This window comes from Streptomyces sp. NPDC031479 (assembly GCF_055581065.1).
Map to the genome: position 1 here is coordinate 52,756 of NZ_JBVIKC010000003.1, position 24,712 is coordinate 77,467.

Here is a 24,712-nt window from a genome sequence, read left to right on the forward strand (position 1 = left end):
CCCTTCGGATCGGGAGCCCCGTGCGAGCCGCGGGCGGAGGCCGGAAGGCCGGGCCGCACATCGGACTGATGGACCATCAGGATCGTGGCAGCGAGCGGAAACCGGGCGCCGCAGCGGGCCGGGGGCCCGGAGGGTGGGCTCCGGGGAACACCCCGGCACCGGACTGGCATCATCGGCGGTATGACAAGTTCGCCGCTCCTGCCCCCGCACGCCCGCGTCTTCGTCGCCGGACACCGTGGCCTCGTGGGGTCCGCGGTGGCCCGCCGGCTCACCGCCGACGGCCACGAGGTGCTCACCCGCGGCCGGGCCGACCTCGACCTGCGCGACGCCACCGCCACGGCGGCCCACCTGCGCGACGTGCGCCCGGACGCGGTCGTGCTGGCCGCCGCCAAGGTCGGCGGGATCATGGCCAACAGCACGTACCCGGTGCAGTTCCTGGAGGACAACCTCAGGATCCAGCTCAGCGTCATCGCCGGCTCGCACGCCGCCGGCGTGGGCCGCCTGCTCTTCCTCGGGTCCTCCTGCATCTACCCGAAGCTCGCCCCGCAGCCGATCCACGAGGACGCCCTGCTGACGGGCCCGCTGGAGCCCACCAACGAGGCGTACGCCCTCGCCAAGATCGCCGGCATCGTGCAGGTGCAGTCCTACCGCAAGCAGTACGGGGCCTCGTACGTCTCGGCCATGCCCACGAACCTCTACGGTCCGGGCGACAACTTCGACCTGGAGTCCTCGCACGTCCTGCCCGCCCTCATCCGCCGCTTCCACGAGGCCGCCGCCGAGGGTCGTGACGAGGTCACGCTGTGGGGCAGCGGCACCCCGCGCCGGGAGTTCCTCCACGTCGACGACCTGGCGGCCGCGTGCGCGGTGCTGCTGGAGCGCTACGACGGGGACGAGCCCGTCAACATCGGCTGCGGCGACGACCTGACCATCAGGGCGCTCGCCGAGACGGTCGCCGAGGTGACCGGCTTCGAGGGCCGGCTCGCCTGGGACACGTCCAAGCCGGACGGGACCCCGCGCAAGCTGCTCGACGTCTCGCGCCTGACCTCGCTGGGCTGGAAGCCGGGCATCCCGCTGCGGGACGGCATCGCCGCCACCTACCGCTGGTGGCTCGACCAGGGCCGGCAGGGCTGACCCCATCACGGCCCTCAGTACGCCCCGCGGCCGTCGACGACGGCGCGGAGCGTACGGCCCATCACGTCGACGTCGCTGGTGAACGACCAGTTGTCGACGTACTGGAGATCAAGCTGAATCGTTTCGTCCCAGGAGAGGTCGGAGCGCCCGCTGATCTGCCACAGGCCGGTCATCCCGGGCCGTACGGTGAGCCGGCGCAGCTCGACCTCGTCGTACTCCGCCACCTCCTCCGGCAGCGGGGGGCGCGGCCCGACCATGGACATACTGCCCGTCAGTACGTTGACCAGCTGGGGTAGTTCGTCCAGCGAGGTGCGGCGCAGCAGACGGCCCACCCGGGTCACCCGGGGGTCGCGGCGCATCTTGAACATCAGGCCGTCGTTCTCGTTGGCCCCCGTCAGCTCGGCCTTCAGCAGGTCGGCGTCCACCACCATCGTGCGGAACTTCCACATGACGAAGGGCTCACCGTCGCGGCCGATCCGGCGCTGGCTGTAGAAGGCCGGGCCGCGCGAGCCGAGCCGGATGGCCAGCACGACGGCCAGGAACAGCGGTGACAGCAGGAGCAGTCCGACGCAGGCGCCGAGGCGGTCCAGCACCGACTTGAGCAGGGTCTGCACCCCGCGGCGCACGGGCGGCGCGACCCGCAGCACGGCGAGTCCGCCGGCGGACTCGGTTTCCAGCCGCTTCACGGATATTTCCACCAGCCCGGGGAACACGGCGAGTTCGAGGCCCTCGTCGTGCAGGACCCAGGCCACCCGGCGCAGCCGCTCCCCCGAGATCCGGGCACCCGGCGCCACCAGCACCAGGTCGGCGTGGTGACTGCGGACGGCGCCCAGCACCGGGGCCCAGTCGCCGTTCGGGGCCTCGGGCATCCCGCGGTCCAACCGGGCCGCGACCGGGACGCCGCTGGTCAGGGAGCCGTCGCCGACGGCGACCACGCCGACGACGACGTACGGGTGGTCGGTGCGCGCGGCGAGGTGCGCGATGACGTGCTCGGCGGCCTCGGGCTCGCCGATGACCAGGACCCGGCTGACGGCCTGGGCCTCGCGGCGGGCGGCCGACAGGTGCCGGTAGGTGAGCTTGTGGCAGGCGACCGTGACGAGCAGGGCGGGCAACAGCGCTCCGAGGGCGGCCAGTCGGGGGGTGCTCTCCCCCGTCATCACCCGGGCGACGGCCAGGATTCCGATCAGAATCAGCCAGTCGTGCACGACGGGCAGTACTCCGCGGGATTCTCCCAGTGCCCGGGAGGAGTAACGTCGTCTCAGGCCCTGCACGCCGGTCCACGCGAGGGCGGCGGCGAGCGCGCAGGAGACCGGCCTGGCCTGCTGGGCGGCGTCGAAGACCAGGCCGACGGGCATCGCGGCCCCGACGAAGTCGGCCGTCACCGCGGCCGGCAGGTACCAGCGGGCCTTGTCACCGCGGCGTCGCGCAGGGGCGGTTGTCGTCCCCTCCGCATCCGCGGCCGTTCCGGCCACACTTTGCGCAGGAAAACGGACATGCCTCATGGGCCCCCCTGGCACGTGGTCTATGTCGGTGGTGCCTGCCCGCGGCTTCCCCTGGCAACGGGCGTCTGTCGCACCGGGAAACAGTACGACAAACACCCGTACGTTTAATGCCGTTCGGGTGAACGAGGCCTCTCGTTGCCCAAGCGTTAAATACCGGTATCAACTATTCCGGATCCTGGAGCCCCCCTTCCCACACGAAGGTGAATGGTTCGGATACCGGATACGTCTCTTCGGACAACGGACTGTTTCCGGCCAAACTTTTGACGCGGCCCTGACATCACAGCCAACTGATGGCACTCTTCGATCCGTTCATCGCACCAGCCCTGATCTGCCCGGAGGCCCACCCAGCCATCCGGAACCCCCCTTGCAGAAGGAGTCTGCGTTGAGTTCCACCCCCCAGAGGCGTGCCACTGCGGCCGGAGCGTTCGTAGCCGCGGCAGCCCTGCTCGCCGTAGGTATACAGGCCGGTACCGCCACCGCCGACGCCACCGCGTCGCAGGCCGCCAAGGTCGCCCAGCCCAATCCGGGCGCGGCCAATCTCGTACTCAGCGCTTCGGAGCGTGCGACGCTCCTGGCAGACGCCAACTCGACCACCGCGCAGGCCGCCAAGGCCCTCGGTCTCGGCAGCGGCGAGAAGCTCGTCGTCCGCGATGTGGTCAAGGACGCGGACGGCACCACGCACACCACCTACGAGCGGACCTACAACGGTCTGCCCGTCCTCGGCGGCGACCTGACGGTCCACGCCAAGGGTGGTGTCACCAAGAGCGTCACCAAGGCCACCAACCACGAGATCAAGGTCGCGGACACCTCCGCCACCGTGACCCCGTCGGCCGCCGAGGGCACCGCCTTCGCCGCGCTGTCGGCCAGCGGCGGCAAGGACGCCAAGGCCGAGCAGGGTGCCCGCAAGGTGATCTGGGCCGCCGAAGGCGCCCCGGTCCTCGCCTACGAGACCGTCGTCGGCGGCTTGCAGAGCGACGGCGTCACCCCGAGCAAGCTGCACGTGGTCACCAACGCCAAGACCGGCGCGAAGATCACCGAGTGGCAGGCCATCGAAAAGGGCATCGGCAACACCGAGTACAGCGGCCAGGTCACCCTGGGCACCTCGCAGTCGGGAAGCAACTACACGCTGACCGACGCGACCCGCGGCGGACACAAGACGTACGACCTCAACGGGGGCAGCTCCGGCACCGGCACGCTCTTCACGAGCACGTCCGACACCTGGGGCAACGGTCTTCCCTCCAACCGTCAGACCGCCGGCGCCGACGCCGCCTACGGTGCGCAGCTGACGTGGGACTACTACAAGAACGTGCACGGCCGCAACGGCCTGCGCAACGACGGTGTCGCCCCGTACAGCCGGGTCCACTACGGCAACGCGTACGTCAACGCCTTCTGGGACGACGGCTGCTTCTGCATGACCTACGGTGACGGCACGGGCAACAACCACCCGCTGACCTCCATCGACGTGGCCGCGCACGAGATGACCCACGGCCTCACCTCGGTCACCGGCAACATGACCTACAGCGGTGAGCCCGGCGGCCTGAACGAGGCGACCTCCGACATCATGGCGGCGGCCGTCGAGTTCAACGCCAACAACGCCAACGACGTCGGTGACTACCTCGTCGGCGAGAAGATCGACATCAACGGCGACGGCACGCCGCTGCGCTACATGGACAAGCCGAGCAAGGACGGCGGGTCCAAGGACGCGTGGTACTCCGGCCTCGGCGGCCTCGACGTGCACTACTCGTCGGGCCCGGCCAACCACGTCTTCTACCTGATGTCCGAGGGCTCCGGCGCCAAGGTCATCAACGGCGTCAGCTACGACTCCCCGACCTCGGACGGCCTCCCGGTCACCGCGATCGGCCGTGACGCCGCCGCGAAGATCTGGTTCCGCGCGCTGACGGTGGGCTACTTCAAGTCCAACACCAACTACGCGGCCGCCCGTACGGCGACCCTCCAGGCCGCAGCCGACCTGTACGGCGCCAACTCGGTCACGTACAACAACGTGGCCAACGCCTGGGCCGGCATCGCCGTCGGCAGCCGCCCGGCGCCCTCCGGCGTCTCGGTCACCCCGATCGCCAACCAGACCACCCAGATCAACACCGCTGTGAGCCTTCAGGTCCAGGCGACCAGCACCAACCCGGGTGCGCTGAGCTACGCGGCGACCGGCCTGCCGGCCGGCCTGTCGATCAACTCCTCCACCGGCCTGATCTCGGGCACGGCCACCACCGCGGGCACGTCCAACGTGACCGTCACGGTGACCGACTCGGCGAGCAAGACCGGTACGGCGTCCTTCACCTGGACGGTCGGCACCGCCCAGCAGAACGTCTTCGAGAACACCAACGACTACGCGATCAACGACAACGCGACGGTCGAGTCCCCGATCACCGTGACCCGCTCCGGCAACGCCCCGAGCACCCTCAAGGTGGACGTGGACATCAAGCACACCTACGTCGGTGACCTGCGGGTCGACCTGGTCGCCCCCGACGGCACCGTCTACAACCTGCGCAACCGCACCGGCGGCAGCGCGGACAACATCATCCAGAGCTTCACCGTGAACGCCTCCTCCGAGGTCGCCCAGGGTGTCTGGAAGCTCCGTGTCGCGGACCTCGCCACCATCGACACCGGCAAGATCGACAGCTGGAAGCTCACCTTCTGACCCCCACGAGGGGCGCCGGTGAACCAGAGCTGAACCGCTAGATCACGGGGCCGCCCGGGAGAGAGACCTCCCCGGGCGGCCCTGTTCCATGCGGCGCGTCGGCGGGAGCCGGCCGCCGCTGAGGGCGTACGACGCGACCGGGCCCGGCACCCTTCGCGGGGTGCCGGGCCCGGTCGTCCGGTGCGCGGGTCAGCCGACGGAGCGGAAGACCCGGTTCATGAGGCCGCCGGCCCGGTGCTGGGCGTGGCGCGGGCCGCCACTGCGGTCCTCGTCCTCGCGCTCGTCCCGGTCGTCCCGCTCGCCGCGGCCGTCGTGGCGGCCGTGGTGCTCGTCGGACGGCTTGAAGAAGACCGAGCGGACCCGCAGGTCGTGCGCCCGCTCGCCCGGCTCCAGGACCTCCTGGGGCTCACCGCCGCAGCTGCCGTCCTCGAAGAGCAGCGCCGTCGACTCCGTGTCGTTCTTCACGGCGAAGGCCGGGTGGCGCTGCGCGTGGGTCAGCCGGTAGCAGGTGTCGTTGTCCGCGGGATGGATCTGGGCGTTGCGGACCTCACCGTCCCCGTCGGTGAACCGGTAGTGGAGGGTGCCGAGGCTGTCGTGGTCGCGGTCGTGGCCGGAGGCGAGGGCCTGGCCGGCGGTGGGGACGACGAGCGCGAGGGAAGTGAGGAGGGCGGCGGCGGTGGTACGAAGGCGCATGGAGGAGTCCGTTTCTCGGGTTCCAGGGGTGCCGGTCCGGTGGGCATCCGCGGGCAGCGTAGGAGCCGACCGGGCCGCCGACACGGTTCGGCATGCGCAGCGCGTTCGAAGGTTCACCCTCCCGGAGCGCCCCGTGGGCCATCCGCCGACCCCGTACGACGCATCCTCAGACGGAGGCCCGGCCGGCGGAGCCGGCCGACGCCGGAGCGGAGGCCTGGGCCGGGACCCGGGCGTCGGCGGCCGGGCGGCGGATCAGCAGCGCCACCGCCAGCGCGCCCGCCAGACCCATCACCCCCGAGGCCAGGAACGTCTCCCGCAGCCCGCTCGCGAAGGCGGCCTCCACCCACCGCGCCGCGTCCGGGGCCTCGGCGAGCAGCCGTCCCGCGCCGCCGGAGGCCAGTACGTCGGCCGTCGCGCGCGGCCGGTCGCCGAGCCCGGAGACCAGCCCGGCGTGGAACACCGCGCCCAGCACCGCGATCCCGAGGGCGTTGCCCAGCTGCCGGGACGTGTTCAGGGCGCCGCCCGCCATGCCGGCCCGGGCCGGCGCCACCGAGGCCATCGCGACGGCCGCCAGCTGAGGGGTGGCCATCCCGACGCCGATGCCGGTCAGGACCAGCCCCGGCACCAGCGCCGTCCAGCCGTCGCCGGCGTCCGTCATCCAGGCCTGGAGCAGCGCCCCCGCGCCGATCAGCAGCAGTCCGCCGGCGATGGTCAGCCTCGGCGGCGCCGCGTGCAGCAGCCGCCCGGCGACCGCCGAGACGACGAAGGCGGCCAGGCTCATCGGCACCAGCACCAGACCCGCCTGGACCGGCCCCATGCCTTCGGCGGACTGGAGCCACAGGGAGACGTACATCAGGTACGAGAAGGCGGCCCCGGACAGCAGCATGCCGCCCGTCATGACGGCGACGAAGTTCGGGCTGCGGAAGAGCGATAGGTCCAGCATCGGCTTGGTGCTGCGCAGTTCGACGAGGACGAACGCGGTGAAGGCGACGGCGGCCAGCCCCAGCAGGCCGAGGGTGGCGGCGGAGGTCCAGCCGTTCTCGCCGACCCGGATCAGCGCGTAGGTCAGGGCCCCGGCGCCCGCCGTGAAGGCGGCCATGCCCGGCAGGTCCAGGCCCGTGGCCCGCGGGTTGCGGGACTCGGCCACCGCCTTGACGGTCACGTAGACGGCCAGGGCGCAGAAGGGCAGGTTGATGAAGAAGATCCAGCGCCAGCCGAAGTGCTCGGTCAGCAGCCCGCCGACGATCGGCCCGGCCGCGGCCGCCGCGCCGTTGACGGCTCCCCAGACACCGAAGGCGATCCCGCGGTCGCGGCCCTGGTAGGCGGAGCTCAGGAGGGCCATGGTGGTGGCGAACATCGCCGCGCCCCCGAGTCCCTGGACGGCGCGGAAGGCGATCAGGGCCCCCGGACCGGTCGCCAGACCGCAGGCGAGGGAGGCGGCGGCGAACACCGCGAGCCCGCCGAGGTAGACGCGGCGGCGTCCCATCCGGTCGGCGAGCGAGCCCGCGCCGAGCAGCAGGGCGGCCAGGGCGAGGGCGTAGACGTCCATCACCCACTGGAGTCCGGCGAAGCCCGTGTTCATGTCCTCGGCCATGTCCGGCAGGGCGACGGTCACGATCGTGACGTCGACCAGCAGCATGAAGGCCCCGAGGCACACGGCCGTCAGGGGGAGCCATTTGCGCATGGGGGTTCTCCTCGGTCGCTGATCCCGGGAAAGGCGTGGATCCCGGTGCCCCCAAGGTCTCAGTGCCCGGCGCCCACCCCCACACCGGCCGACCCTCCCTGACGGATTTCTCCCATGGGGGCGCCTGCGATGATGGAAACCATGAAGGATGCGGAGCTGGACGCCCTCGACCGGTCCCTGGTGCAGGCCCTCGTGATCGACGGCCGGGCCCCCTTCAACCGGATCGCGGAGGTGCTGGAGGTCTCCGACCAGACGGTCGTACGCCGCTACCGCCGCCTGCGGACCGACGGCCTGGTCCGGGTCGTCGGGCTGCCGCAGGGCAGCCGCGTCGGCCTGTTCGAGTCCTGGTTGCGGGTGCAGTGCGCCCCCGATGCCGCGCTCCCGGTGGCGGAGGCGCTCGCCCGCCGTCCGGACATCGCCTGGGTGACCCTGAACTCGGGCGGTACGGAGATCCACTGCATGACCCGGGCCCGGACCCGCAAGGACCGGGACGCCCTGCTGCTGGAGAAGCTGCCGCGCACCCGCCGGGTGACCGGCATCAGCGCCCACACCATCCTGCGGAAGTTCTTCGGCGGGCCCGACGCGTGGCCGGGCGTGGACGTGCTGCGGCCCGACCAGATCGCCGCGCTGGAACGTCCCCCCGTCGAGCCCGGTCCGCAGCGGTACGTCCTGGACGAGACGGAGCTGGCGCTGCTCTCGGTGCTGGGCCGGGACGGCCGCGCCGGGTATCCGGACCTGGCCCGCGCCACCGGCCTGTCGGAATCGACCGCCCGGCGGCGGGTGGAGCGGCTGCGCGATCTGGGGGCGATCTTCTTCGACGTGGAGTTCGTCCCGTCGCTCTTCGGCAACGAGGCGGAGGCCACCTTGGTGCTGACCGTCCCCCCGGCCCGGCTGGCGGAGGTGGGCGACGCGCTGGCGGGCCACCGGGAGGTGGCGTTCGCCGCGGCCGTGACGGGGGCGGCCTCCCTGATGGCCGTGGTGGTGTGCCGGGACACCGACGCGCTCTACACGTACCTGACCGAGCGGATCGGCGCCGTGGACGGCGTCGGCCAGGTGGAGGTGATCCCGATCCTGCGCAGCGTGAAGCGGGCCGGGATGCTGGTGGAGGACGGGCAGCGGCTGGTGGACCCGCCGCCCGCCCCCTGACGGCACCGCGTCAGCGCAGCACCACACCGCCCATCGGTTCGGCGTCCACCGGGGCGGCGACCAGTCCCAGTTCGGCCGCCGTCGCCAGCAGCGGGTGGCTCGGCAGGACCCTCACGGTGTAGCCGAAGGGCCCCGTGCGGTCGAGGGCGAGCGGGCCCTCGTAGACCCAACGGCCCTCCAGGTCCGGGCCGGCTGCGGGCTTGAGCGGGAAGGTCCGCGCGTCCCGGATCACGTCCTGCGCGTCGACCCGGCCCGCGACGGCCTGCACCTCCACGTCATCGGGTGCCAGCGAGTCCAGCGCCACCCGGACCCGCAGGGTGAGGGTGGCGCCCAGCTCGGCGGTGCCCCCGACGGGCGCCGCGGCGACCGCCTCCACGTGCTCGACCGCCACCCGCGGCCAGGCCGCCCGGACGCGCCCCTTCCACCAGGCGAGGTCCCGCGCGGCGGCGGGGTCCAGGGCCCGGTGGGAGAGGGCGGCGGGGGCGTAGAGACGCTCCACGTACTCCCGCACCATCCGCCCTGCGAGCACCTTCGGCCCCAGGGACACCAGGGTGCGGCGGACCATCTCGATCCACCGCACGGGCAGCCCGGTCCGCCCGTTGCGGTCGTAGAACCGGGGTGCGACGCGGCTCTCGATCAACTCGTAGAGGGCGCCCGCCTCCAGGTCGTCGCGCCGGTCCTCGTCGGTGCCGAGGCCGTCGGCCGTGGGGATCGCCCAGCCGAAGTCGGGCTCGAACCACTCGTCCCACCATCCGTCGAGGACGGAGAGGTTGAGGCACCCGTTGAGGGCCGCCTTCATCCCGCTGGTGCCACAGGCCTCCAGCGGCCGCAGCGGGTTGTTCAGCCAGACGTCGCAGCCCGGGTAGAGCTTCTGGGCCATGGCCATGCCGTAGTCGGGCAGGAACACGATCCGGTGGCGCACCCGCGGGTCGTCGGAGAAGCGCACCAGTTCCTGCACCAGCCGCTTCCCGCCGTCATCGGCCGGGTGCGCCTTGCCCGCGACGACGATCTGAACGGGCCGGTCCGGGTCCAGGAGCAGCCGGCGCAGCCGCTCGGGATCGCGGAGCATCAGCGTGAGCCGTTTGTACGAGGGCACCCGGCGGGCGAACCCGATGGTCAGCACGTCCGGGTCGAGGACGGAGTCCACCCAGCCCAGTTCGGCGTCGGCGGCCCCGCGCTGCTTCCACGAGGCCCGCAGCCGGTCGCGCACCTCCTGCACCAGTTGCTCGCGCAGCGCCCGGCGTACGTCCCACACGTCCTGGTCCGCGATCTGCGCGACCGCGTCCCAGCGCGGCGAACCGCCGACCGCGAGGGCGTCCTCGGTGCGGCCGGGCCCGATCTGGCGGGCGCCGAGCCGCATCACCTCGGGGGCGACCCAGGTCGGGGCGTGCACCCCGTTCGTGACGGACGCGATGGGCACGTCGGCCGCGTCGAAGCCAGGCCAGAGCCCGGCGAACATGCCGCGGCTGACCGCCCCGTGGAGGGTGGAGACCCCGTTGGCGCGCTGGGCCAGGCGCAGCCCCATGACGGCCATGTTGAACACCCCCGGGTCGCCGCCCGGGAAGGTCTCGGCCCCGAGCTCCAGGATCCGGTCGACCGGTACGGAGGGCAGCTCGCCGCCCTCGCCGAAGTGCCGGGCGAGCAGGGAGCGCTCGAAGCGGTCGATGCCCGCAGGCACGGGGGTGTGCGTGGTGAACACGGTCCCGGCGCGCACCGCCTCGACGGCGGCGTCGAAGCCGAGCCCCTGCTCCCCTTCCAGTTCCCTTATGCGCTCCAGGCCCAGGAAGCCGGCGTGGCCCTCGTTGGTGTGGAAGACCTCCGGGGCGGCGTGCCCGGTGATCCCGCAGTAGGTGCGCACGGCGCGGACGCCGCCGATGCCGAGCAGCATCTCCTGGAGCAGGCGGTGGTCGCTGCCGCCGCCGTAGAGCCGGTCGGTCACCTCGCGGGCGGCGGCGTCGTTGTCCTCGACGTCGGAGTCGAGCAGCAGCAGCGGCACCCGCCCGACGCGGGCCTGCCAGATGTGCGCGTGCAACGACCGCCCGCCCGGCAGGGTGAGCGACACCCGGGCGGGAGTCGTGTCCTCGTGGCGCAGCAGGGTCAGGGGCAGTTCGTGGGGGTCGAGGACGGGATAGTGCTCCTGCTGCCAGCCGTCGCGGGAGAGGGACTGGCGGAAGTAGCCGTGCCGGTACAGCAGCCCGACACCGATGACGGGGACGCCGAGGTCGCTGGCGGCCTTCAGGTGGTCGCCGGCCAGGATCCCGAGGCCGCCCGAGTACTGCGGCAGCGCTGCGGTGATCCCGAACTCGGGGGAGAAGTAGGCGATGGCGGCGGGGAGCTCGGCGGTGTTCTCCTGGCTCTGGTACCACCTCCCGCCGTGGACGTAGTCGTCGAGGTCGGCCACGGCGACGGCGAGCCGCCGCAGGAACCGCCGGTCGGCGGCGAGTTCCTCCAGCCGGGCGGCGGGCACGGACCCGAGCAGCCGGACGGGGTCGCCGCCGGCGGCCTGCCAGCCCTCGGGATCGACGGATTGAAAGAGTTCGCGGGTTTCCGTATGCCACGACCAGCGCAGGTTGCGCGCGAGTTCGGCGAGCGGCATCAGGGGTTCGGGGAGGACGGGGCGCACGGTGAATCGACGGATGGCCTTCACGTGTACCACCTTCGCAGGGGATGACGGATAGGAGCGGCCGCACCACGCTGTGCACCCGCGCAACGCCCCCGGAAGGCTAGCGTCGGCTCCGGCCCCGGGCCATCCCGCCTCAGCCCGTGCGGTGCGGACCCAGCAGGGCGTCCAGGCAAGTGCGGGGCCGGGCGGGGAGGGTGGCGGCGTCCAGGGTGTGGAGGAGCGCGAGGGCCGGGGGGCCGAGGAACGGGGACAGGCTCAGGAGGGCAGCGAGCTCGGACTCCAGGGCGGACGGGTCGGGCTCGGTGGCGGCGGCGCGGGCGAGGGCGGCGCAGAGCATCCGGCCCGTCTCCGGGTCCGCGGCGGCCGCGCCCGGCCCGCCGGTTCCGGCGGCTCCTCCCGGGCCCGCCGCTCCGGCCGCTCCTGAAGCTCCGGCAGCCCCTGCGGCCCCGGCGGCGGCCAGGGCGCGGACGCGGGGGTCGGGCGCGCGCAGCCCGCGTACGCACTCCCGCGGGCGGGGGTCGGCGTCGAGGCGCTCCCACTCCCCCAGGCCGCGCGCCCCGGGCCCGGAGAGCAGCACCCGTCCGGTGTACCCGGAGTCGAGGCGGTCGGCGGCCCGGCCGTAGAGCTCGATGCGCTCCAGTACGGTCCACGCCCCGTCCGGGGTGCGCAGCCGCAGCCCGGTGCGCGGGGCGCCGCGCAGGCAGCGCACGACGGCGAGGGTGGCGGCGCCGCTCGGTCGCACGGGCGCGGAGATCTGGAGCCGGCCGGCCCGCGCGAGGAGCCGGGCCAGCACCGGGGAGGCGGAGCGGACCAGGCCGAGCCGGTGCAGGCCCTCGTCGGTGAGTCCCGCTTCGACGGCGGGCAGCGCGTCGAGCTGCGCCGCGAGCGCGCCGGGTTCCGTCTCGGCGCCGACGGCCCGCACGAGGGCCGCGCCGATCGCCTCCTCCGCCTCCGGCTCCCACACCCGTTGCGCCACCCGGCGTGCGGCGGCCTCCCGTTGCCGGGGGTCGGGATGTCCGAGCTGCTCCGTCAGACCCATGCCGGGCATTGTCCCGCGTGCGCGGGGCGCGGCGGACCGCCGGCGTCAGATCCCCCGGCCGACGTTCCACCGGGGTGGCAGGTCGGCGTCGCACAGGGCGCACACGTACCAGTCCTCCCGGACGACGTTGCACTCCCGGCAGCTCTCGCACCGGCGGAAGACCACCGCGTGGGTGAAGCCCTCCGGGCGGCCGATCCCGGCCCGGTCCAGGGCGGCGGCGACGGCCCGCCAGGCCGTCAGGTCGGGGCAGTAGCCGGTGGAGAGGTTGCTCACCGCGTCCACCGTCCACGGCCCGGCGGCGCCCCGCAGGAAGCCCATCTCCCCGGCCGCCCGTACCGGTTCGCCGCCCGCGCAGACGACGTGCTCGCTGCGCCGGGGGGCGATCCGCAGGACCCCCTCCCGGTCGACCACGTAGGTGCAGGGCTCGCCCGGGTCTCCGGGGAGGGGGTCCAGGTCCCGCGGGCCGCGCACCGCGCGCCCGCGGACCCCGGGGCGGGCGAGGGCGGCCGGGCCCGGCGGGCCGACGTACGGGAACAGGGGCGGCGGCGGTCCGGCGGCGGGGACGGGGGCGGGGGCGGCCACCGGCTACGCCGTCTCCGGGTCCGTCGCCAGCCGGGCGTGCAGGTGCTCGTCGTGCCAGCCGTCCGCGTGGTGGAGGGCGCCGCGCATCGTGCCCTCCAGGGGGAAGCCCGCCCGGACGGCGACGGCGCAGGAGGCCGGGTTGGCCACCGAGTGGCAGATCCGCAGCCGGTGCAGGCCGAGGCCGTCGAAGGCCCACCGGGAGACGGCCCGTACGCCCTGCACCGTCGCACCGCGCCCGCGGCCGCGCGGCAGCAGCCAGTACAGGAACTCCGCGCTGCCGCCGCTCACATCGATGTCGCCGAGGCCGACGAGCCCGACGGCCGGGGCCGGTCCCGGGTCGGCCAGCGCCCACACCGCGGCCTCCCCCGCCTCCCAGCGCAGACCCCACCGCCGGACGCGGGCGACGGCCGACTCCGGGGACTCCGGTTCGGGCCGGTTCCAGTGCCGGATGCCGGGGTCCCCGTAAGCCTCCACGAGGACCGGGGCGTCCGCCTCCCGCCAGGGCCGCAGCTCCATCCCGCAGGGCAGAGCGAACACCGGCTGTGGGGCCCTGGTGGCGGGTGGGACGGGGGATATCTCGCTGTACAACGGCTGCTCCTCGCCGACTTGACGGAGCCTCGGCGGATGTCGATCCATCCCCCGGAGTTCCGCGTGCCACTACGTACGAGTAGTTAACCAACGGCACGGATTGGGCGGGGTGTGAGTGGGGCAGGGCTCTGCGGGTACGCGCGGTACACGCACGGCGCACCCGCCCACAACCTTTCCCCGCCACCCGAGTGAACGCGGACAGGAGCGGCCATGCCCGCAGCCCAGCCGTCTTCCGAGCGGCTAGAAACAGAGCGAACAGAGCGTGCACTACCAGTCGCCATCGCGGCTGGCCTGTTGTCACCGAGCCCTGCGAACTGCCCCCAGGTGATCCCATCATGATCGGTCGCATTCCCGTGCTGGACGTCCGCCCTGCCGTCGACTGCGGCGCCAGACCCGCCAAGGCGGTCGTGGACGAGGTCTTCGAAATCTCCGCCACCGTGTTCCGCGAGGGCCACGACGCCGTTGCCGCGCACGTCGTCCTGCGCGATCCCAGCGGGCGACTGCGCCCGCCCGTCCCCCTGAACGAGCTGGCCCCCGGCACCGACCGGTGGGGGGCCCGGGTGTCCGCCGAGATCGAGGGGAGGTGGACCTACACCGTCGAGGCGTGGAGCGATCCGGTCGCCACCTGGCGCGCCCACGCCGCCATCAAGATCCCGGCGGGCCTCGACACCGGACTGACCCTGCTCGAAGGCGCGGAGCTGTACACCCGCGCCGCGGCCAAGATCCCCAAGCGCGACGGCCGCGAGGCCGTACTGGCGGCGGCCGACGCGATGCGCGACGAGGACCGGCCGGTGGAGCGGCGCTACGCGGCCGCGCTCGCCCCGGCGGTCGACGCGGCGCTCGCGAAGCGCCCGTACCGCGAGCTGGTCACCGCGGCCAAGGCGCTGCCCCTGCAGGTCGAACGGAAGCGGGCCCTCTTCGGTTCCTGGTACGAGATGTTCCCGCGCTCGGAGGGCGCGGTGGTCGAGCCGGGCGAGGCTCCGGTCAGCGGCACCTTCCGGACGGCCGCCGAGCGGCTGCCGGCCATCGCCGCCATGGGCTTCGACGTGGTCTACCTGCCCCCCGTCCACCCCATCGGGTCCACCTATCGCAAGGGCCCGAACAACACGCTGTCGGCGGGGAGTTGGGACCCGGGCGTGCCGTGGGCGATCGGCTCCACGGAGGGCGGGCACGACGCCGTCCACCCCGAGCTCGGCACCATCGAGGACTTCGACGCCTTCGTCGCGCGCGCCCGCGAGCTGCGCATGGAGATCGCGCTCGACTTCGCCCTCCAGTGCTCCCCGGACCACCCGTGGGTGGAGAAGCACCCGGAGTGGTTCCGCCACCGCGCGGACGGGACGATCGCCTACGCCGAGAACCCGCCGAAGAAGTACCAGGACATCTACCCGATCCACTTCGACGCCGACATGGCCGGCATCGTCGCGGAGACGGTCCGGATCCTGCGGCACTGGATGGAGCACGGCGTCCGGATCTTCCGTGTGGACAATCCGCACACCAAGCCGGTCGTGTTCTGGCAGAAGGTGATCGCGGACATCAACAAGTCCGACCCCGACGTGATCTTCCTGGCGGAGGCCTTCACCCGGCCCGCCATGATGCGCGCGCTCGCGGCGGTGGGCTTCCAGCAGTCGTACACGTACTTCACCTGGCGCAACACCAAGGCGGAGCTGACCGAATACCTGACGGAGCTGTCCGGCACGCGTTCGGCCTCCGTGATGCGGCCGAACTTCTTCGTGAACACGCCCGACATCCTGCACGAGTACCTGCAGAAGGGCGGTCGGCCGGCCTTCGAGGTCCGGGCGGTCCTCGCCGCCACCCTCTCCCCCACCTGGGGCGTCTACGCCGGCTACGAGCTCTGCGAGAACGAGCCGGTGCGCGAGGGCAGCGAGGAGTACCGCGACTCCGAGAAGTACGAGCTGAGGCCCCGCGACTGGGCCGCCGCCGAACGCGAGGGCCGCTCCATCGCCCCGCTGATCACCACCCTGAACCGGCTGCGGCGGCGCAACCCCGCCCTCCAGCAATTGCGCGACATCCACTTCCACACGACCGACAACGAACAGGTGATCGCCTTTTCGAAGCATGCCGGAGCCAATTCCGTACTGGTGGTCGTCAACCTCGATCCGCACCACACCCAGGAGGCGACGGTCTCGTTGGACATGCCGGTACTCGGCCTCGACTGGCACGGGTCCCTCGCGGTGCGCGACGAGCTCACCGGCGAGACCTACCACTGGGGCAGGGCGAACTACGTGCGCCTGGAACCGGGCCGCACGCCCGCGCACGTACTGGCCGCCCTGCGACCGTCCCCGCCCACCGGAGGGTCACCCACCACATGATGATCAACGATCCCGTCCACGACACCTTCGAGGACACCCCCGCCAAGGACCGCGATCCCGACTGGTTCAAGCGGGCGGTCTTCTACGAGGTGCTCGTCCGCTCCTTCCACGACAGCAACGGCGACGGCGTGGGTGACCTCAAGGGGCTCACCGCGAAGCTGGACTACCTCCAGTGGCTCGGCGTCGACTGCCTGTGGCTGCCGCCGTTCTTCGCCTCGCCCCTGCGCGACGGGGGTTACGACGTCTCCGACTACACGTCCGTGCTGCCCGAGTTCGGCGACCTCGCCGACTTCGTGGAGTTCGTGGACGCGGCCCACACCCGCGGCATGCGGGTGATCATCGACTTCGTCATGAACCACACGAGCGACCAGCACGAGTGGTTCCAGCAGTCGCGCAAGGACCCGGACGGACCGTACGGCGACTACTACATGTGGGCCGACAACGACAAGCAGTACCAGGACGCCCGCATCATCTTCGTCGACACCGAAACCTCGAACTGGACGTACGACCCCGTACGCAAGCAGTACTACTGGCACCGCTTCTTCTCGCACCAGCCGGACCTCAACTACGAGAACCCGGCGGTGGTGGAGGAGATCGTCTCCGCCCTGCGCTTCTGGCTGGACCTCGGCATCGACGGCTTCCGCCTCGACGCCGTGCCCTACCTGTACGCCGAGGAGGGCACCAACTGCGAGAACCTGCCGCGCACCCACCGGCTCCTCAAGCGGGTCCGGGCGGAGATCGACGCGCACTACCCGGACACGGTGCTGCTCGCCGAGGCCAACCAGTGGCCCGAGGACGTGGTCGACTACTTCGGCGACTACGCGAAGGGCGGGGACGAATGCCACATGGCGTTCCACTTCCCCGTCATGCCGCGCATCTTCATGGCGGTCCGAAGAGAGTCCCGCTACCCCGTCTCCGAAATCCTGGCCAAGACCCCGGCGATCCCGGACCGCTGCCAGTGGGGCATCTTCCTGCGCAACCACGACGAGCTCACCCTCGAAATGGTCACGGACGAAGAGCGCGACTACATGTACGCCGAGTACGCCAAGGACCCGCGGATGCGGGCCAACATCGGCATCCGGCGCCGGCTCGCCCCGCTCCTGGACAACGACCGCAACCAGATGGAGCTGTTCACGGCCCTGCTGCTGTCGCTGCCCGGCTCGCCGGTGCTCTACTACGGCGACGAGATCGGCATGGGCGACAACATCTGGCTCGGCGACCGCGACGGGGTCCGCACCCCGATGCAGTGGACCCCGGACCGCAACGCCGGTTTCTCCTCCTGCGATCCGGGCAGGCTGAACCTGCCGGTCATCATGGACCCGGTCCACGGGTACCAGGTCACCAATGTCGAGGCGGCCATGGCGTCGCCCTCCTCACTGCTGCACTGGACCCGGCGGCTGATCGAGATCCGCAAGGCGAACCCGGCCTTCGGACTCGGCTCGTACACCGAACTGCCGTCGTCGAACCCGGCGGTGCTCGCGTTCCTGCGCGAGTACGGGGACGACCTGGTGCTGTGCGTGCACAACTTCTCGCGCTTCGCGCAGCCCACCGAGCTCGATCTGCGGTCGTTCAACGGGCGGGTCCCGGTGGAGCTCACGGGTGACGTGCGCTTCCCGCCGATCGGTGAGTGGCCGTACCTGCTGACCCTGGCGGGCCACGGCTTCTACTGGTTCCGCCTGCGGAGCGACCAGCGCGCCGACTGACGGGGCCGATGTACGGGGCGGGCACTCATTTGGGTCAATCGCCCGCCCCTGTACGGATCATCCTGACCCGACACTCGCCCATACCGGGGAAGCAACTGCCGCGCATCCGGGACACTCTGCGCATTCTGTGACGGCCCGGGGAAAGGACGCGACGCCATGTCGGAGGCTGCATCCGCCCGGAGCCGGCTGACGGCCGACCGGGCCGCCGGGATCGCCCCGCTGGAACCGATGCTGCGGGCCTGGCTGCCCGCCCAGCGCTGGTTCGCGGGCAAGGGCCGCGCCATCAGCAGGCTCAGGGCCGTCTCCGCGGCCGAACTGCTGCCGCCGGGATCCACCCCCGGCCTGCTGCACCTGCTCCTCGACGTGGACGGGGACTGCTACCAACTCCTGCTCGGGATCCGCCCGTCGCCCCTGCCGCCCGCCCTCGGCCCCGCCCTGATCGGGCACGTCGAGTCCGGGCCGTACACCGGCCGCACGGTCTACGAGGCGCTGGGCGACCCCCGGCTCGCCTCGATGCTGCTGGAGCGGCTGCGCTCCCCCGGCGCCCTGGGGCCGCTGCGCTTCGACCGGGACCCCGGGGCCCCGGTCCCGGCCGGGCTCACCCCCCGGCCGCTGTCCGGCGAGCAGACCAACTCCTCGCTGATCTACGGGGATTCGTACATCCTGAAGGTGTTCCGCCGGGTCGGCCCCGGGGTCAACCCCGACCTGGAGCTGCCCAGAGCGCTGGCCGCCGCCGGCTGCGCCCGGGTGCCCGCGCCCGTCGCCTGGTACGAGGCCGAACTGCCCGGTGGAGAACCGTTGACCCTGGGCGTCCTCCAGCCCTACCTGCGCGGCTCCGACGACGGCTGGCAGCTGGCGCTGCGCCGGCTCGGCGCCGGGGCCGACTTCACGGCCGAGGCGCACGCGCTGGGCCGGGCCACCGCCGAGGTGCACAGCGCCCTCGCCGCCGCCCTGCCCACCCTGGCGCTCGGCCCCGAGCAGACGGCCCGGCTCGCCGCCGGTATGACCGCACGGCTCGCCGCCACCGTCCGCGAGGTACCCGCCCTCCAGCCCTACGAGGCCGGGCTGCGCGGGGCCTTCGACGCGCTGGCCGCCTCCCGGGGCGCCGGGGTACCCGCCCAGCGCATCCACGGCGACCTGCACCTGGGACAGACCCTGCGCACCGCCGACGGCAGCTGGGCGCTGATCGACTTCGAGGGGGAGCCCGCGCGGCCGCTGGCCGACCGGCGCCGGCCCGAACCGGCCGTGCGCGACATCGCCGGGATACTGCGCTCCTTCGACTACGCCGCCCGCTCGCACCGGCCGTTCGCCCCCGCCTGGGCGGATGCCTGCCGGTCCGCGTTCTGCGAGGGCTACGCCCGCACCACCGGCCGCGACCCCCGCGAGGACCCGGTGCTGCTGCGCGCGTACGAGACCGACAAGGCGGTGTACGAGGCCCGCTACGAGTCCCGGCACCGCCCCGACTGGCTGCACGTCCCGATGGCGGCGATCCGCCGGCTGTCGGAACCCCAGCGACCCGCCCACCGCATGCCCCCGCCGGTCACCCCCGGCACCACTCCCCACCCCCACCCGAAGCCCCCGAGGAGGCCGCTCGCGTGAGCGCCGCACGACAGCCGTCACCGACCGTCCGCGACAAGGCCGCACCCGAGCCCGCCGCTCCGGCCGCACCGAAGGGGTCCCGCACCCCCCGGGCCCGCCGCGCCGCCCCGCCCCACGGGGTGCGGCCGGCCCCCGCGCTGGCGGCGGAGGAACGGGCCCGGCTGCTGGAGGGCCGCCACCACGACCCGCACGCGGTGCTGGGGGCCCGCACGCAGCGCGGCGGGGTGGCCTTCCGGGTGCTGCGCCCGTACGCGAAGGCCGTCACGGTGGTAGCCAAGGGGCTGCGGGCGGAGCTCCTCGACGAGGGGGACGGGCTGTTCTCCGGGCTGCTGCCGCTGACCGGGGTGCCGGACTACCGGCTCCTGGTGACGTACGACAGCGACGAGATCGAGGTCCACGACCCCTACCGGTTCCTGCCCGCCCTCGGCGAGCTGGACCTGCACCTGATCGGCGAGGGCCGGCACGAGGAGCTGTGGACGGCGCTCGGCTCGCAGCCGATGGAGCACCAGGGGGTGGCGGGCACCCGGTTCACGGTGTGGGCGCCCAACGCCCTGGGCGTGCGGGTGACCGGGGACTTCTCGTACTGGGACGCGGTCGCGTACCCGATGCGCTCGCTGGGCGCGAGCGGCGTGTGGGAGCTGTTCCTGCCGGGGGTGGCCGAGGGCGCCCTGTACAAGTACGAGATCACGCGCCCGGACGGCGGCCACACGCTGCGCGCCGACCCGATGGCCCGGTACGCGGAGGTCCCGCCGGCCAACGCCTCGATCGTGACCGCCTCCCGGTACGTGTGGCAGGACGCGGAGTGGATGGCGCGGCGCGGGGCGCGGGCGCCGCACCAGGCGCCGCTGTCGGTGTACGAGCTGCACCTGGCGTCCTGGCGGCCGGGGCTCTCGTACCGGCAGCTGGCGGAGCAGCTGCCGGCGTACGTGAAGGAGCTGGGGTTCACGCACGTGGAGCTGATGCCGGTCGCCGAGCACCCCTTCGGCGGGTCCTGGGGCTACCAGGTCACCGGGTTCTACGCGCCGACCTCGCGGATGGGCACGCCGGACGACTTCCGCTTCCTCGTCGACGCGCTGCACCGGGCCGGGATCGGGGTGATCGTCGACTGGGTCCCCGCGCACTTCCCGCGCGACGACTGGGCGCTGGCCGAGTTCGACGGGCGGCCGCTGTACGAGCACCAGGACCCGCGCCGGGCGGCGCACCCGGACTGGGGGACGCTGGAGTTCGACTACGGCCGCAAGGAGGTCCGCAACTTCCTGGTCGCCAACGCCGTGTACTGGTGCCAGGAGTTCCACGTGGACGGGCTGCGCGTGGACGCGGTGGCCTCGATGCTGTACCTGGACTACTCGCGCGAGGAGGGCGACTGGTCGCCGAACGCGCACGGCGGCCGGGAGGACCTGGACGCGGTGGCGCTGCTCCAGGAGATGAACGCGACGGTGTACCGGCGCTGCCCGGGGGTGATGACGATCGCGGAGGAGTCGACCGCCTGGGACGGGGTCACGCGGCCGACGGACGCGGGCGGGCTGGGCTTCGGGCTGAAGTGGAACATGGGCTGGATGCACGACACGCTGCGGTACGTGTCGAAGGAGCCGGTGCACCGCAAGTACCACCACCACGACATGACCTTCGGGATGGTGTACGCCTTCAGCGAGAACTACGTGCTGCCGATCTCGCACGACGAGGTGGTGCACGGCAAGCGTTCGCTGGTGTCGAAGATGCCCGGTGACTGGTGGCAGCAGCGGGCCACGCACCGCGCCTACCTGGGCTTCATGTGGGCCCATCCGGGCAAGCAGCTGTTGTTCATGGGGCAGGAGTTCGCGCAGGGTTCGGAGTGGTCCGAGACGTACGGCCCGGACTGGTGGGTGCTGGATTCCTCGTACCCGGCGGCCGGTGACCACCTGGGCGTACGGAACCTGGTGCGCGACCTGAACCGCACGTACACGGCCTCGCCGGCGCTGTGGGAGCGGGACAGCGTGCCGGAGGGCTTCGCGTGGGTGGAGTCGGACGCCGCCGACGACAACGTGTTCGCGTTCCTCCGGTTCGCGCGGGACGGCTCGCCGCTGCTGTGCGTGTCGAACTTCTCCCCGGTGGTGCGGCACGGCTACCGGATCGGGGTGCCGCAGGAGGTGGGTCAGTGGCGCGAGGTCCTCAACACCGACCTCGAACCGTACGGCGGGAGCGGCGTCCACCACGCCCGTGCGCTGCGCCCCGAGCCGGTGCCGGCCCAGGGGCGTGCGGTGAGCCTGCGGATGACGCTCCCGCCGATGGCGACGGTCTGGCTCAGGCCGTAGCGACCGGGCGCTGCTCCAGGTGCTCTTCGAGTTCCTGGAGCAGCTTCCGCTTGGCGCGGGCGCCGACCATCTGGCGGACGGGCTCGCCGCCCCGGAAGACGAACAGCGTCGGGGCGGCCAGGACCCCGTAGCGGGCGGCGGTGGCCGGGTTGCGGTCGACGTCGATCTGGACGACCTTCAGTCGGTCCGCCTCCTCGGCCGCGACGGCGGACAGGACGGGGGCGAGCTGGCGGCAGGGTCCGCACCAGTCCGCGGTGAACTCCACCAGGACGGGCCGGCCCCGTTCCTCCAGTACCTCCGCGGTGAAGTCGGTGTCGGTCACTTCGGGTACGCCGTGGGCGTGGGTCATGTGGTTCCCCTCTCGTGCGGGTGGTGCGGTCGTGGGTCAGCCGGTCATCTCGCAGCGCGGCGCGGGCGGTTCCCCGGCGCCCTGGCCGGCGGCGCTGCCGGCTGCCTCCTCGGCGGCGGCCAGCTGCCGGGCGACCTGCTCGCGGACGCCGGCGAGCTGGCCGATGAGGCCGTCGAGCTCGTCGAGCTTGCGCCGGTAGACGGCGAGGGAGGCCGGGCAGGAATCCCCGGCCGGATGGCCGGCGCGCAGGCAGTCGACGAAGGGGCGGGTCTCCTCCAGTTCGAAGCCGAAGTCCTGGAGGATGCGGATCTGCCGCAGCAGCCTCAGGTCGCCCTCGTCGTAGTCGCGGTAGCCGTTGCCGGTCCGCCGGGCGGCCAGCAGCCCGCGTGATTCGTAGTACCTGAGGGTCCGTGTGCTGGTCCCGGCCTGCTTCGCCAGTTCGCCGATGCGCATGGAACGACCGTAGGGCTTGACGCCGACGTCAAGGCAAGGGCGGGCACGGGCGGGGAATTCCGGGGACCCTCGCCACCCCCGTGTGCGAGGGTCCCCGTTATGGATCACGTACGGGGTGGATGTCCGGTTCGGGACCTGTGACGGGGATCACTCCACGAGTGTGCGGAAGACACCTGAAATGGAGTGGCTGAATCCGTACGCTGATATTGGATCTTCTCTTAATCCGATTACCGGACAGTCGCAGGGAAACCGGCCTAAAGCGTCAAACTCCATAGGACTTTCCTACGAGTTATGAGCTTGTTTGATTGGTTGGTAGTCGCCACGCCTCGGCCACTCCTACGGTGTGCCATGTGCACTCCAGCCCACCTTTCAATGCCCCCGCCGCGCGTCGTCTGCGCGCGGCCCTGGGCATGGCTCCCGGTCATGTCGCCTATGGCCTGCGCGCCCAGTACGGACTGCTCGTCCCGCCCGAAACCGTGATGGCGTGGGAGCGGGGGGAACAGTCCCCCAGCGCCACCGAGCTCACGGCGCTCGCCGGCGTGCTCTGGTGCGCCCCGGGCGAACTGCTCGCCGAGCCCGTCTCCCTGCGCGAACACCGCATGGCGCGCGGCCTGGACCCCGACGACCTGGCCCGGCGGATCGGGCTGGACGCGAACGCGTACCAGAAGATGGAGGACACCGGGCGCTGGAAGGGCAACGAACGGCAGTCCGCGGCCCTCGCCTCGGTGCTCGGCCTGACCCTGGCCCAGTTCGTGGCGGCGACCGGCAAGGAGGAGGAGCTCGCCGGACTGCTGCGCAGCGCGGTCACCACCCGCTGGCAGGCGTACACGAAACCGCTGGCCAAGCTGCTGCCGGTGCCCAAGGCCCATCTGGAGCGGGTCCTGGAGACGATGCACAACGACTACCAGTCGCGGATGGTGGCCACCCTGAGCTGGGGCGGCGGCGGGGGCGCGGCCGGGACCGGGGACGCGGGCCGGGAGTTCCTCGCGGAGATCGTGGACCGGTTCTGGGCGCTGGCCGGCGGTGCGGGATAGGCCACACTCCCTCCTGCGACGAAACGGCCCCGGGCGCTCCACGAGGGAGACGCCCGGGGCCGTTCGGCGCGCGAGTGGGGTCGAAGGTCCCGATGGGCCGGGCCTGTCGGACCGGGTCAGAAGACCGACTCGGCCTCGTACATCCGGTTCTCCGGGACGGTCTTCAGCTCGGTGACCGCGTGGGCGAGCGGGGCCATCACGATGTCGGTGCCGCGCAGGGCGGTCATGTTGCCGTAGTCGCCGCGGTGGACGGCCTCCACCGCGTGCCAGCCGAAGCGGGTCGCGAGGACGCGGTCGTAGGCGGTGGGGGTGCCGCCGCGCTGGACGTGGCCGAGGATGACCGGGCGGGCCTCCTTGCCCAGGCGGTGCTCCAGCTCGACGGCGAGGCGGTTGCCGATGCCGGCGAAGCGCTCGTGGCCGTAGGCGTCGATCGCACCCTTCTCGTACGGCATGGACCCCTCGGCCGGATGCGCGCCCTCCGCCACGCAGATGACGGCGAACTTCTTGCCCCGGGCGAATCGTTCCTCCACCATCTTGGCCAGGGCTTCCACCTCGAACGGGCGCTCCGGCAGGCAGATGCCGTGGGCGCCGCCGGCCATGCCCGACTCCAGGGCGATCCAGCCCGCGTGGCGGCCCATGACCTCGACCACCATCACGCGCTGGTGCGATTCGGCGGTGGTCTTGAGGCGGTCGATGGCCTCGGTGGCGACCATGACGGCGGTGTCGAAGCCGAAGGTGCGGTCGGTGGCGGAGATGTCGTTGTCGATGGTCTTCGGCACGCCGACCACCGGCATCCCGGCTTCGGACAGCATCCGGGCGGCCGTCAGGGTGCCCTCGCCGCCGATCGGGATCAGCGCGTCGATCTCGTAGCGCCGGGCCAACTCGGCCGCGTTCTCGGCCGCTTCGTGGAGCCGGGCGCGCTCCATGCGCGCCGAGCCGAGGATGGTGCCGCCGCGGGCCAGGATGCCGCTGACGGCGTTGATGTCGAGGGGGCGGTAGTGACCGTCGAGGAGGCCCTTGAAACCATCTTCGAAACCGATGACCTCGTCCCCGTGACCGACCACGGCACGGTGTACGACCGACCGGATGACAGCGTTCAGGCCCGGACAGTCGCCGCCTGCGGTGAGAACTCCGATACGCATCGTGCTGTGTCTCCTGCTCCTGGTCGTACCCGGCCGGGCGCGTGCGGGCGTACGGCCGTACAAGATGAAGGGCGTAATGGTGTACCCCGTCCGATTGTTCCACGGTCCGAGGAGGGTGTGCTCGCCGCGCCGATCCGCCCACCGGGCCTTTCGACCCTCCCCGCCAG

18 protein-coding genes are annotated in these 24,712 nt (G+C 72.5%); 8 read left to right on the forward strand and 10 right to left on the reverse strand.

All coding sequences use genetic code 11. The features are described from left to right. The first annotated feature begins 180 nt into the window (after positions 1–180). Positions 181–1,131, forward strand: coding sequence for a GDP-L-fucose synthase family protein (locus ACZ5D2_RS05205; RefSeq protein WP_468927320.1), 951 nt, complete (start codon positions 181–183; stop codon positions 1,129–1,131). Between the two features lie 14 nt (positions 1,132–1,145). On the opposite strand, the gene ACZ5D2_RS05210 is transcribed toward ACZ5D2_RS05205, so the two are convergent. Further along, positions 1,146–2,633 carry a sugar transferase gene (locus ACZ5D2_RS05210; protein WP_371676594.1) on the reverse strand — a complete coding sequence of 496 codons (1,488 nt, stop codon included), beginning with the start codon at positions 2,631–2,633 and terminating at the stop codon, positions 1,146–1,148. A 382-nt stretch (positions 2,634–3,015) separates the two neighbouring features. Between ACZ5D2_RS05210 and ACZ5D2_RS05215 the strand changes: the two genes are divergently transcribed. Further along, positions 3,016–5,289, forward strand: coding sequence for a M4 family metallopeptidase (locus tag ACZ5D2_RS05215; protein ID WP_371676595.1), 2,274 nt, complete (start codon positions 3,016–3,018; stop codon positions 5,287–5,289). Between the two features lie 189 nt (positions 5,290–5,478). Here ACZ5D2_RS05215 and ACZ5D2_RS05220 read toward each other — a convergent pair whose 3' ends face one another. Continuing rightward, on the reverse strand, positions 5,479–5,982 hold the full coding sequence (locus ACZ5D2_RS05220) for a hypothetical protein (RefSeq protein WP_371676596.1): 504 nt from the start codon (positions 5,980–5,982) through the stop codon (positions 5,479–5,481). A 166-nt stretch (positions 5,983–6,148) separates the two neighbouring features. After that, positions 6,149–7,666: an MFS transporter gene (locus ACZ5D2_RS05225; RefSeq protein ID WP_371676597.1), complete on the reverse strand. Its 1,518-nt coding sequence runs from the start codon at positions 7,664–7,666 to the stop codon at positions 6,149–6,151. A gap of 141 nt (positions 7,667–7,807) precedes the next feature. Here ACZ5D2_RS05225 and ACZ5D2_RS05230 point away from each other — a divergent pair, with 141 nt between their 5' ends. After that, complete coding sequence (locus ACZ5D2_RS05230; protein ID WP_468927326.1) at positions 7,808–8,812, forward strand: Lrp/AsnC family transcriptional regulator; 1,005 nt, start codon at positions 7,808–7,810, stop codon at positions 8,810–8,812. A gap of 10 nt (positions 8,813–8,822) precedes the next feature. Here the strand turns inward: ACZ5D2_RS05230 and glgP are convergent, their stop codons facing one another. From glgP to ACZ5D2_RS05250, 4 genes are all read right to left on the reverse strand, one after another. Beyond that, positions 8,823–11,459, reverse strand: a complete 2,637-nt coding sequence (glgP, locus tag ACZ5D2_RS05235; protein WP_371676599.1) for an alpha-glucan family phosphorylase — start codon at positions 11,457–11,459, stop codon at positions 8,823–8,825. A 109-nt stretch (positions 11,460–11,568) separates the two neighbouring features. Then, on the reverse strand, positions 11,569–12,474 hold the full coding sequence (locus tag ACZ5D2_RS05240) for a hypothetical protein (RefSeq protein ID WP_468927330.1): 906 nt from the start codon (positions 12,472–12,474) through the stop codon (positions 11,569–11,571). Positions 12,475–12,519: 45 nt separating this feature from the next. Further along, positions 12,520–13,056 carry a hypothetical protein gene (locus ACZ5D2_RS05245; protein WP_468927333.1) on the reverse strand — a complete coding sequence of 179 codons (537 nt, stop codon included), beginning with the start codon at positions 13,054–13,056 and terminating at the stop codon, positions 12,520–12,522. A 3-nt stretch (positions 13,057–13,059) separates the two neighbouring features. Continuing rightward, positions 13,060–13,644, reverse strand: coding sequence for a GNAT family N-acetyltransferase (locus tag ACZ5D2_RS05250; RefSeq protein WP_371676602.1), 585 nt, complete (start codon positions 13,642–13,644; stop codon positions 13,060–13,062). A gap of 335 nt (positions 13,645–13,979) precedes the next feature. Here ACZ5D2_RS05250 and ACZ5D2_RS05255 point away from each other — a divergent pair, with 335 nt between their 5' ends. The 4 genes from ACZ5D2_RS05255 to glgB all read left to right on the forward strand — a co-directional run bounded on the left by ACZ5D2_RS05255 (position 13,980) and on the right by glgB (position 21,567). Beyond that, positions 13,980–15,974: an alpha-1,4-glucan--maltose-1-phosphate maltosyltransferase gene (locus ACZ5D2_RS05255; RefSeq protein WP_468927336.1), complete on the forward strand. Its 1,995-nt coding sequence runs from the start codon at positions 13,980–13,982 to the stop codon at positions 15,972–15,974. After that, complete coding sequence (gene treS / locus ACZ5D2_RS05260) at positions 15,971–17,677, forward strand: maltose alpha-D-glucosyltransferase (protein WP_266842375.1); 1,707 nt, start codon at positions 15,971–15,973, stop codon at positions 17,675–17,677. The genes ACZ5D2_RS05255 and treS overlap by 4 nt, the downstream gene beginning before the upstream one ends. A 156-nt stretch (positions 17,678–17,833) precedes the next feature. Next, entirely contained in the window at positions 17,834–19,276 is a 1,443-nt protein-coding gene (locus ACZ5D2_RS05265) for a maltokinase N-terminal cap-like domain-containing protein (protein WP_371676605.1), read from the forward strand. Further along, entirely contained in the window at positions 19,273–21,567 is a 2,295-nt protein-coding gene (gene glgB, locus ACZ5D2_RS05270; RefSeq protein ID WP_371676606.1) for a 1,4-alpha-glucan branching enzyme, read from the forward strand. The genes ACZ5D2_RS05265 and glgB overlap by 4 nt, the downstream gene beginning before the upstream one ends. Here the strand turns inward: glgB and ACZ5D2_RS05275 are convergent. Continuing rightward, positions 21,557–21,916 carry a thioredoxin family protein gene (locus ACZ5D2_RS05275; protein WP_371676607.1) on the reverse strand — a complete coding sequence of 120 codons (360 nt, stop codon included), beginning with the start codon at positions 21,914–21,916 and terminating at the stop codon, positions 21,557–21,559. The genes glgB and ACZ5D2_RS05275 overlap by 11 nt on opposite strands. A 36-nt stretch (positions 21,917–21,952) precedes the next feature. Beyond that, positions 21,953–22,369 (reverse strand): MerR family transcriptional regulator, encoded by a 417-nt coding sequence (locus ACZ5D2_RS05280; RefSeq protein ID WP_371676608.1) that lies wholly within the window; start codon positions 22,367–22,369, stop codon positions 21,953–21,955. A 410-nt stretch (positions 22,370–22,779) separates the two neighbouring features. Between ACZ5D2_RS05280 and ACZ5D2_RS05285 the strand changes: the two genes are divergently transcribed. Next, the gene (locus ACZ5D2_RS05285; protein WP_468927581.1) at positions 22,780–23,403 is read left to right on the forward strand and encodes a helix-turn-helix domain-containing protein; all 624 of its coding nucleotides are present in this window, start codon (positions 22,780–22,782) and stop codon (positions 23,401–23,403) included. Positions 23,404–23,519: 116 nt separating this feature from the next. Here ACZ5D2_RS05285 and ACZ5D2_RS05290 read toward each other — a convergent pair whose 3' ends face one another. Continuing rightward, positions 23,520–24,545 carry an ATP-dependent 6-phosphofructokinase gene (locus ACZ5D2_RS05290; protein WP_371676609.1) on the reverse strand — a complete coding sequence of 342 codons (1,026 nt, stop codon included), beginning with the start codon at positions 24,543–24,545 and terminating at the stop codon, positions 23,520–23,522. Positions 24,546–24,712 lie beyond the last annotated feature (167 nt).

Bases quoted from the DNA above. Each gene is read 5' to 3' on its own strand.
- ACZ5D2_RS05205 (WP_468927320.1), top strand. From the start codon at position 181: ATGACAAGTTCGCCGCTCCTGCCCCCGCACGCCCGCGTCTTCGTCGCC.
- ACZ5D2_RS05210 (WP_371676594.1), bottom strand. From the start codon at position 2,633: ATGAGGCATGTCCGTTTTCCTGCGCAAAGTGTGGCCGGAACGGCCGCG.
- ACZ5D2_RS05220 (WP_371676596.1), bottom strand. From the start codon at position 5,982: ATGCGCCTTCGTACCACCGCCGCCGCCCTCCTCACTTCCCTCGCGCTC.
- ACZ5D2_RS05225 (WP_371676597.1), bottom strand. From the start codon at position 7,666: ATGCGCAAATGGCTCCCCCTGACGGCCGTGTGCCTCGGGGCCTTCATG.
- ACZ5D2_RS05230 (WP_468927326.1), top strand. From the start codon at position 7,808: ATGAAGGATGCGGAGCTGGACGCCCTCGACCGGTCCCTGGTGCAGGCC.
- ACZ5D2_RS05240 (WP_468927330.1), bottom strand. From the start codon at position 12,474: ATGGGTCTGACGGAGCAGCTCGGACATCCCGACCCCCGGCAACGGGAG.
- ACZ5D2_RS05255 (WP_468927336.1), top strand. From the start codon at position 13,980: ATGATCGGTCGCATTCCCGTGCTGGACGTCCGCCCTGCCGTCGACTGC.
- treS (WP_266842375.1), top strand. From the start codon at position 15,971: ATGATGATCAACGATCCCGTCCACGACACCTTCGAGGACACCCCCGCC.
- ACZ5D2_RS05265 (WP_371676605.1), top strand. From the start codon at position 17,834: ATGTCGGAGGCTGCATCCGCCCGGAGCCGGCTGACGGCCGACCGGGCC.
- ACZ5D2_RS05275 (WP_371676607.1), bottom strand. From the start codon at position 21,916: ATGACCCACGCCCACGGCGTACCCGAAGTGACCGACACCGACTTCACC.
- ACZ5D2_RS05280 (WP_371676608.1), bottom strand. From the start codon at position 22,369: ATGCGCATCGGCGAACTGGCGAAGCAGGCCGGGACCAGCACACGGACC.
- ACZ5D2_RS05285 (WP_468927581.1), top strand. From the start codon at position 22,780: ATGGCTCCCGGTCATGTCGCCTATGGCCTGCGCGCCCAGTACGGACTG.
- ACZ5D2_RS05290 (WP_371676609.1), bottom strand. From the start codon at position 24,545: ATGCGTATCGGAGTTCTCACCGCAGGCGGCGACTGTCCGGGCCTGAAC.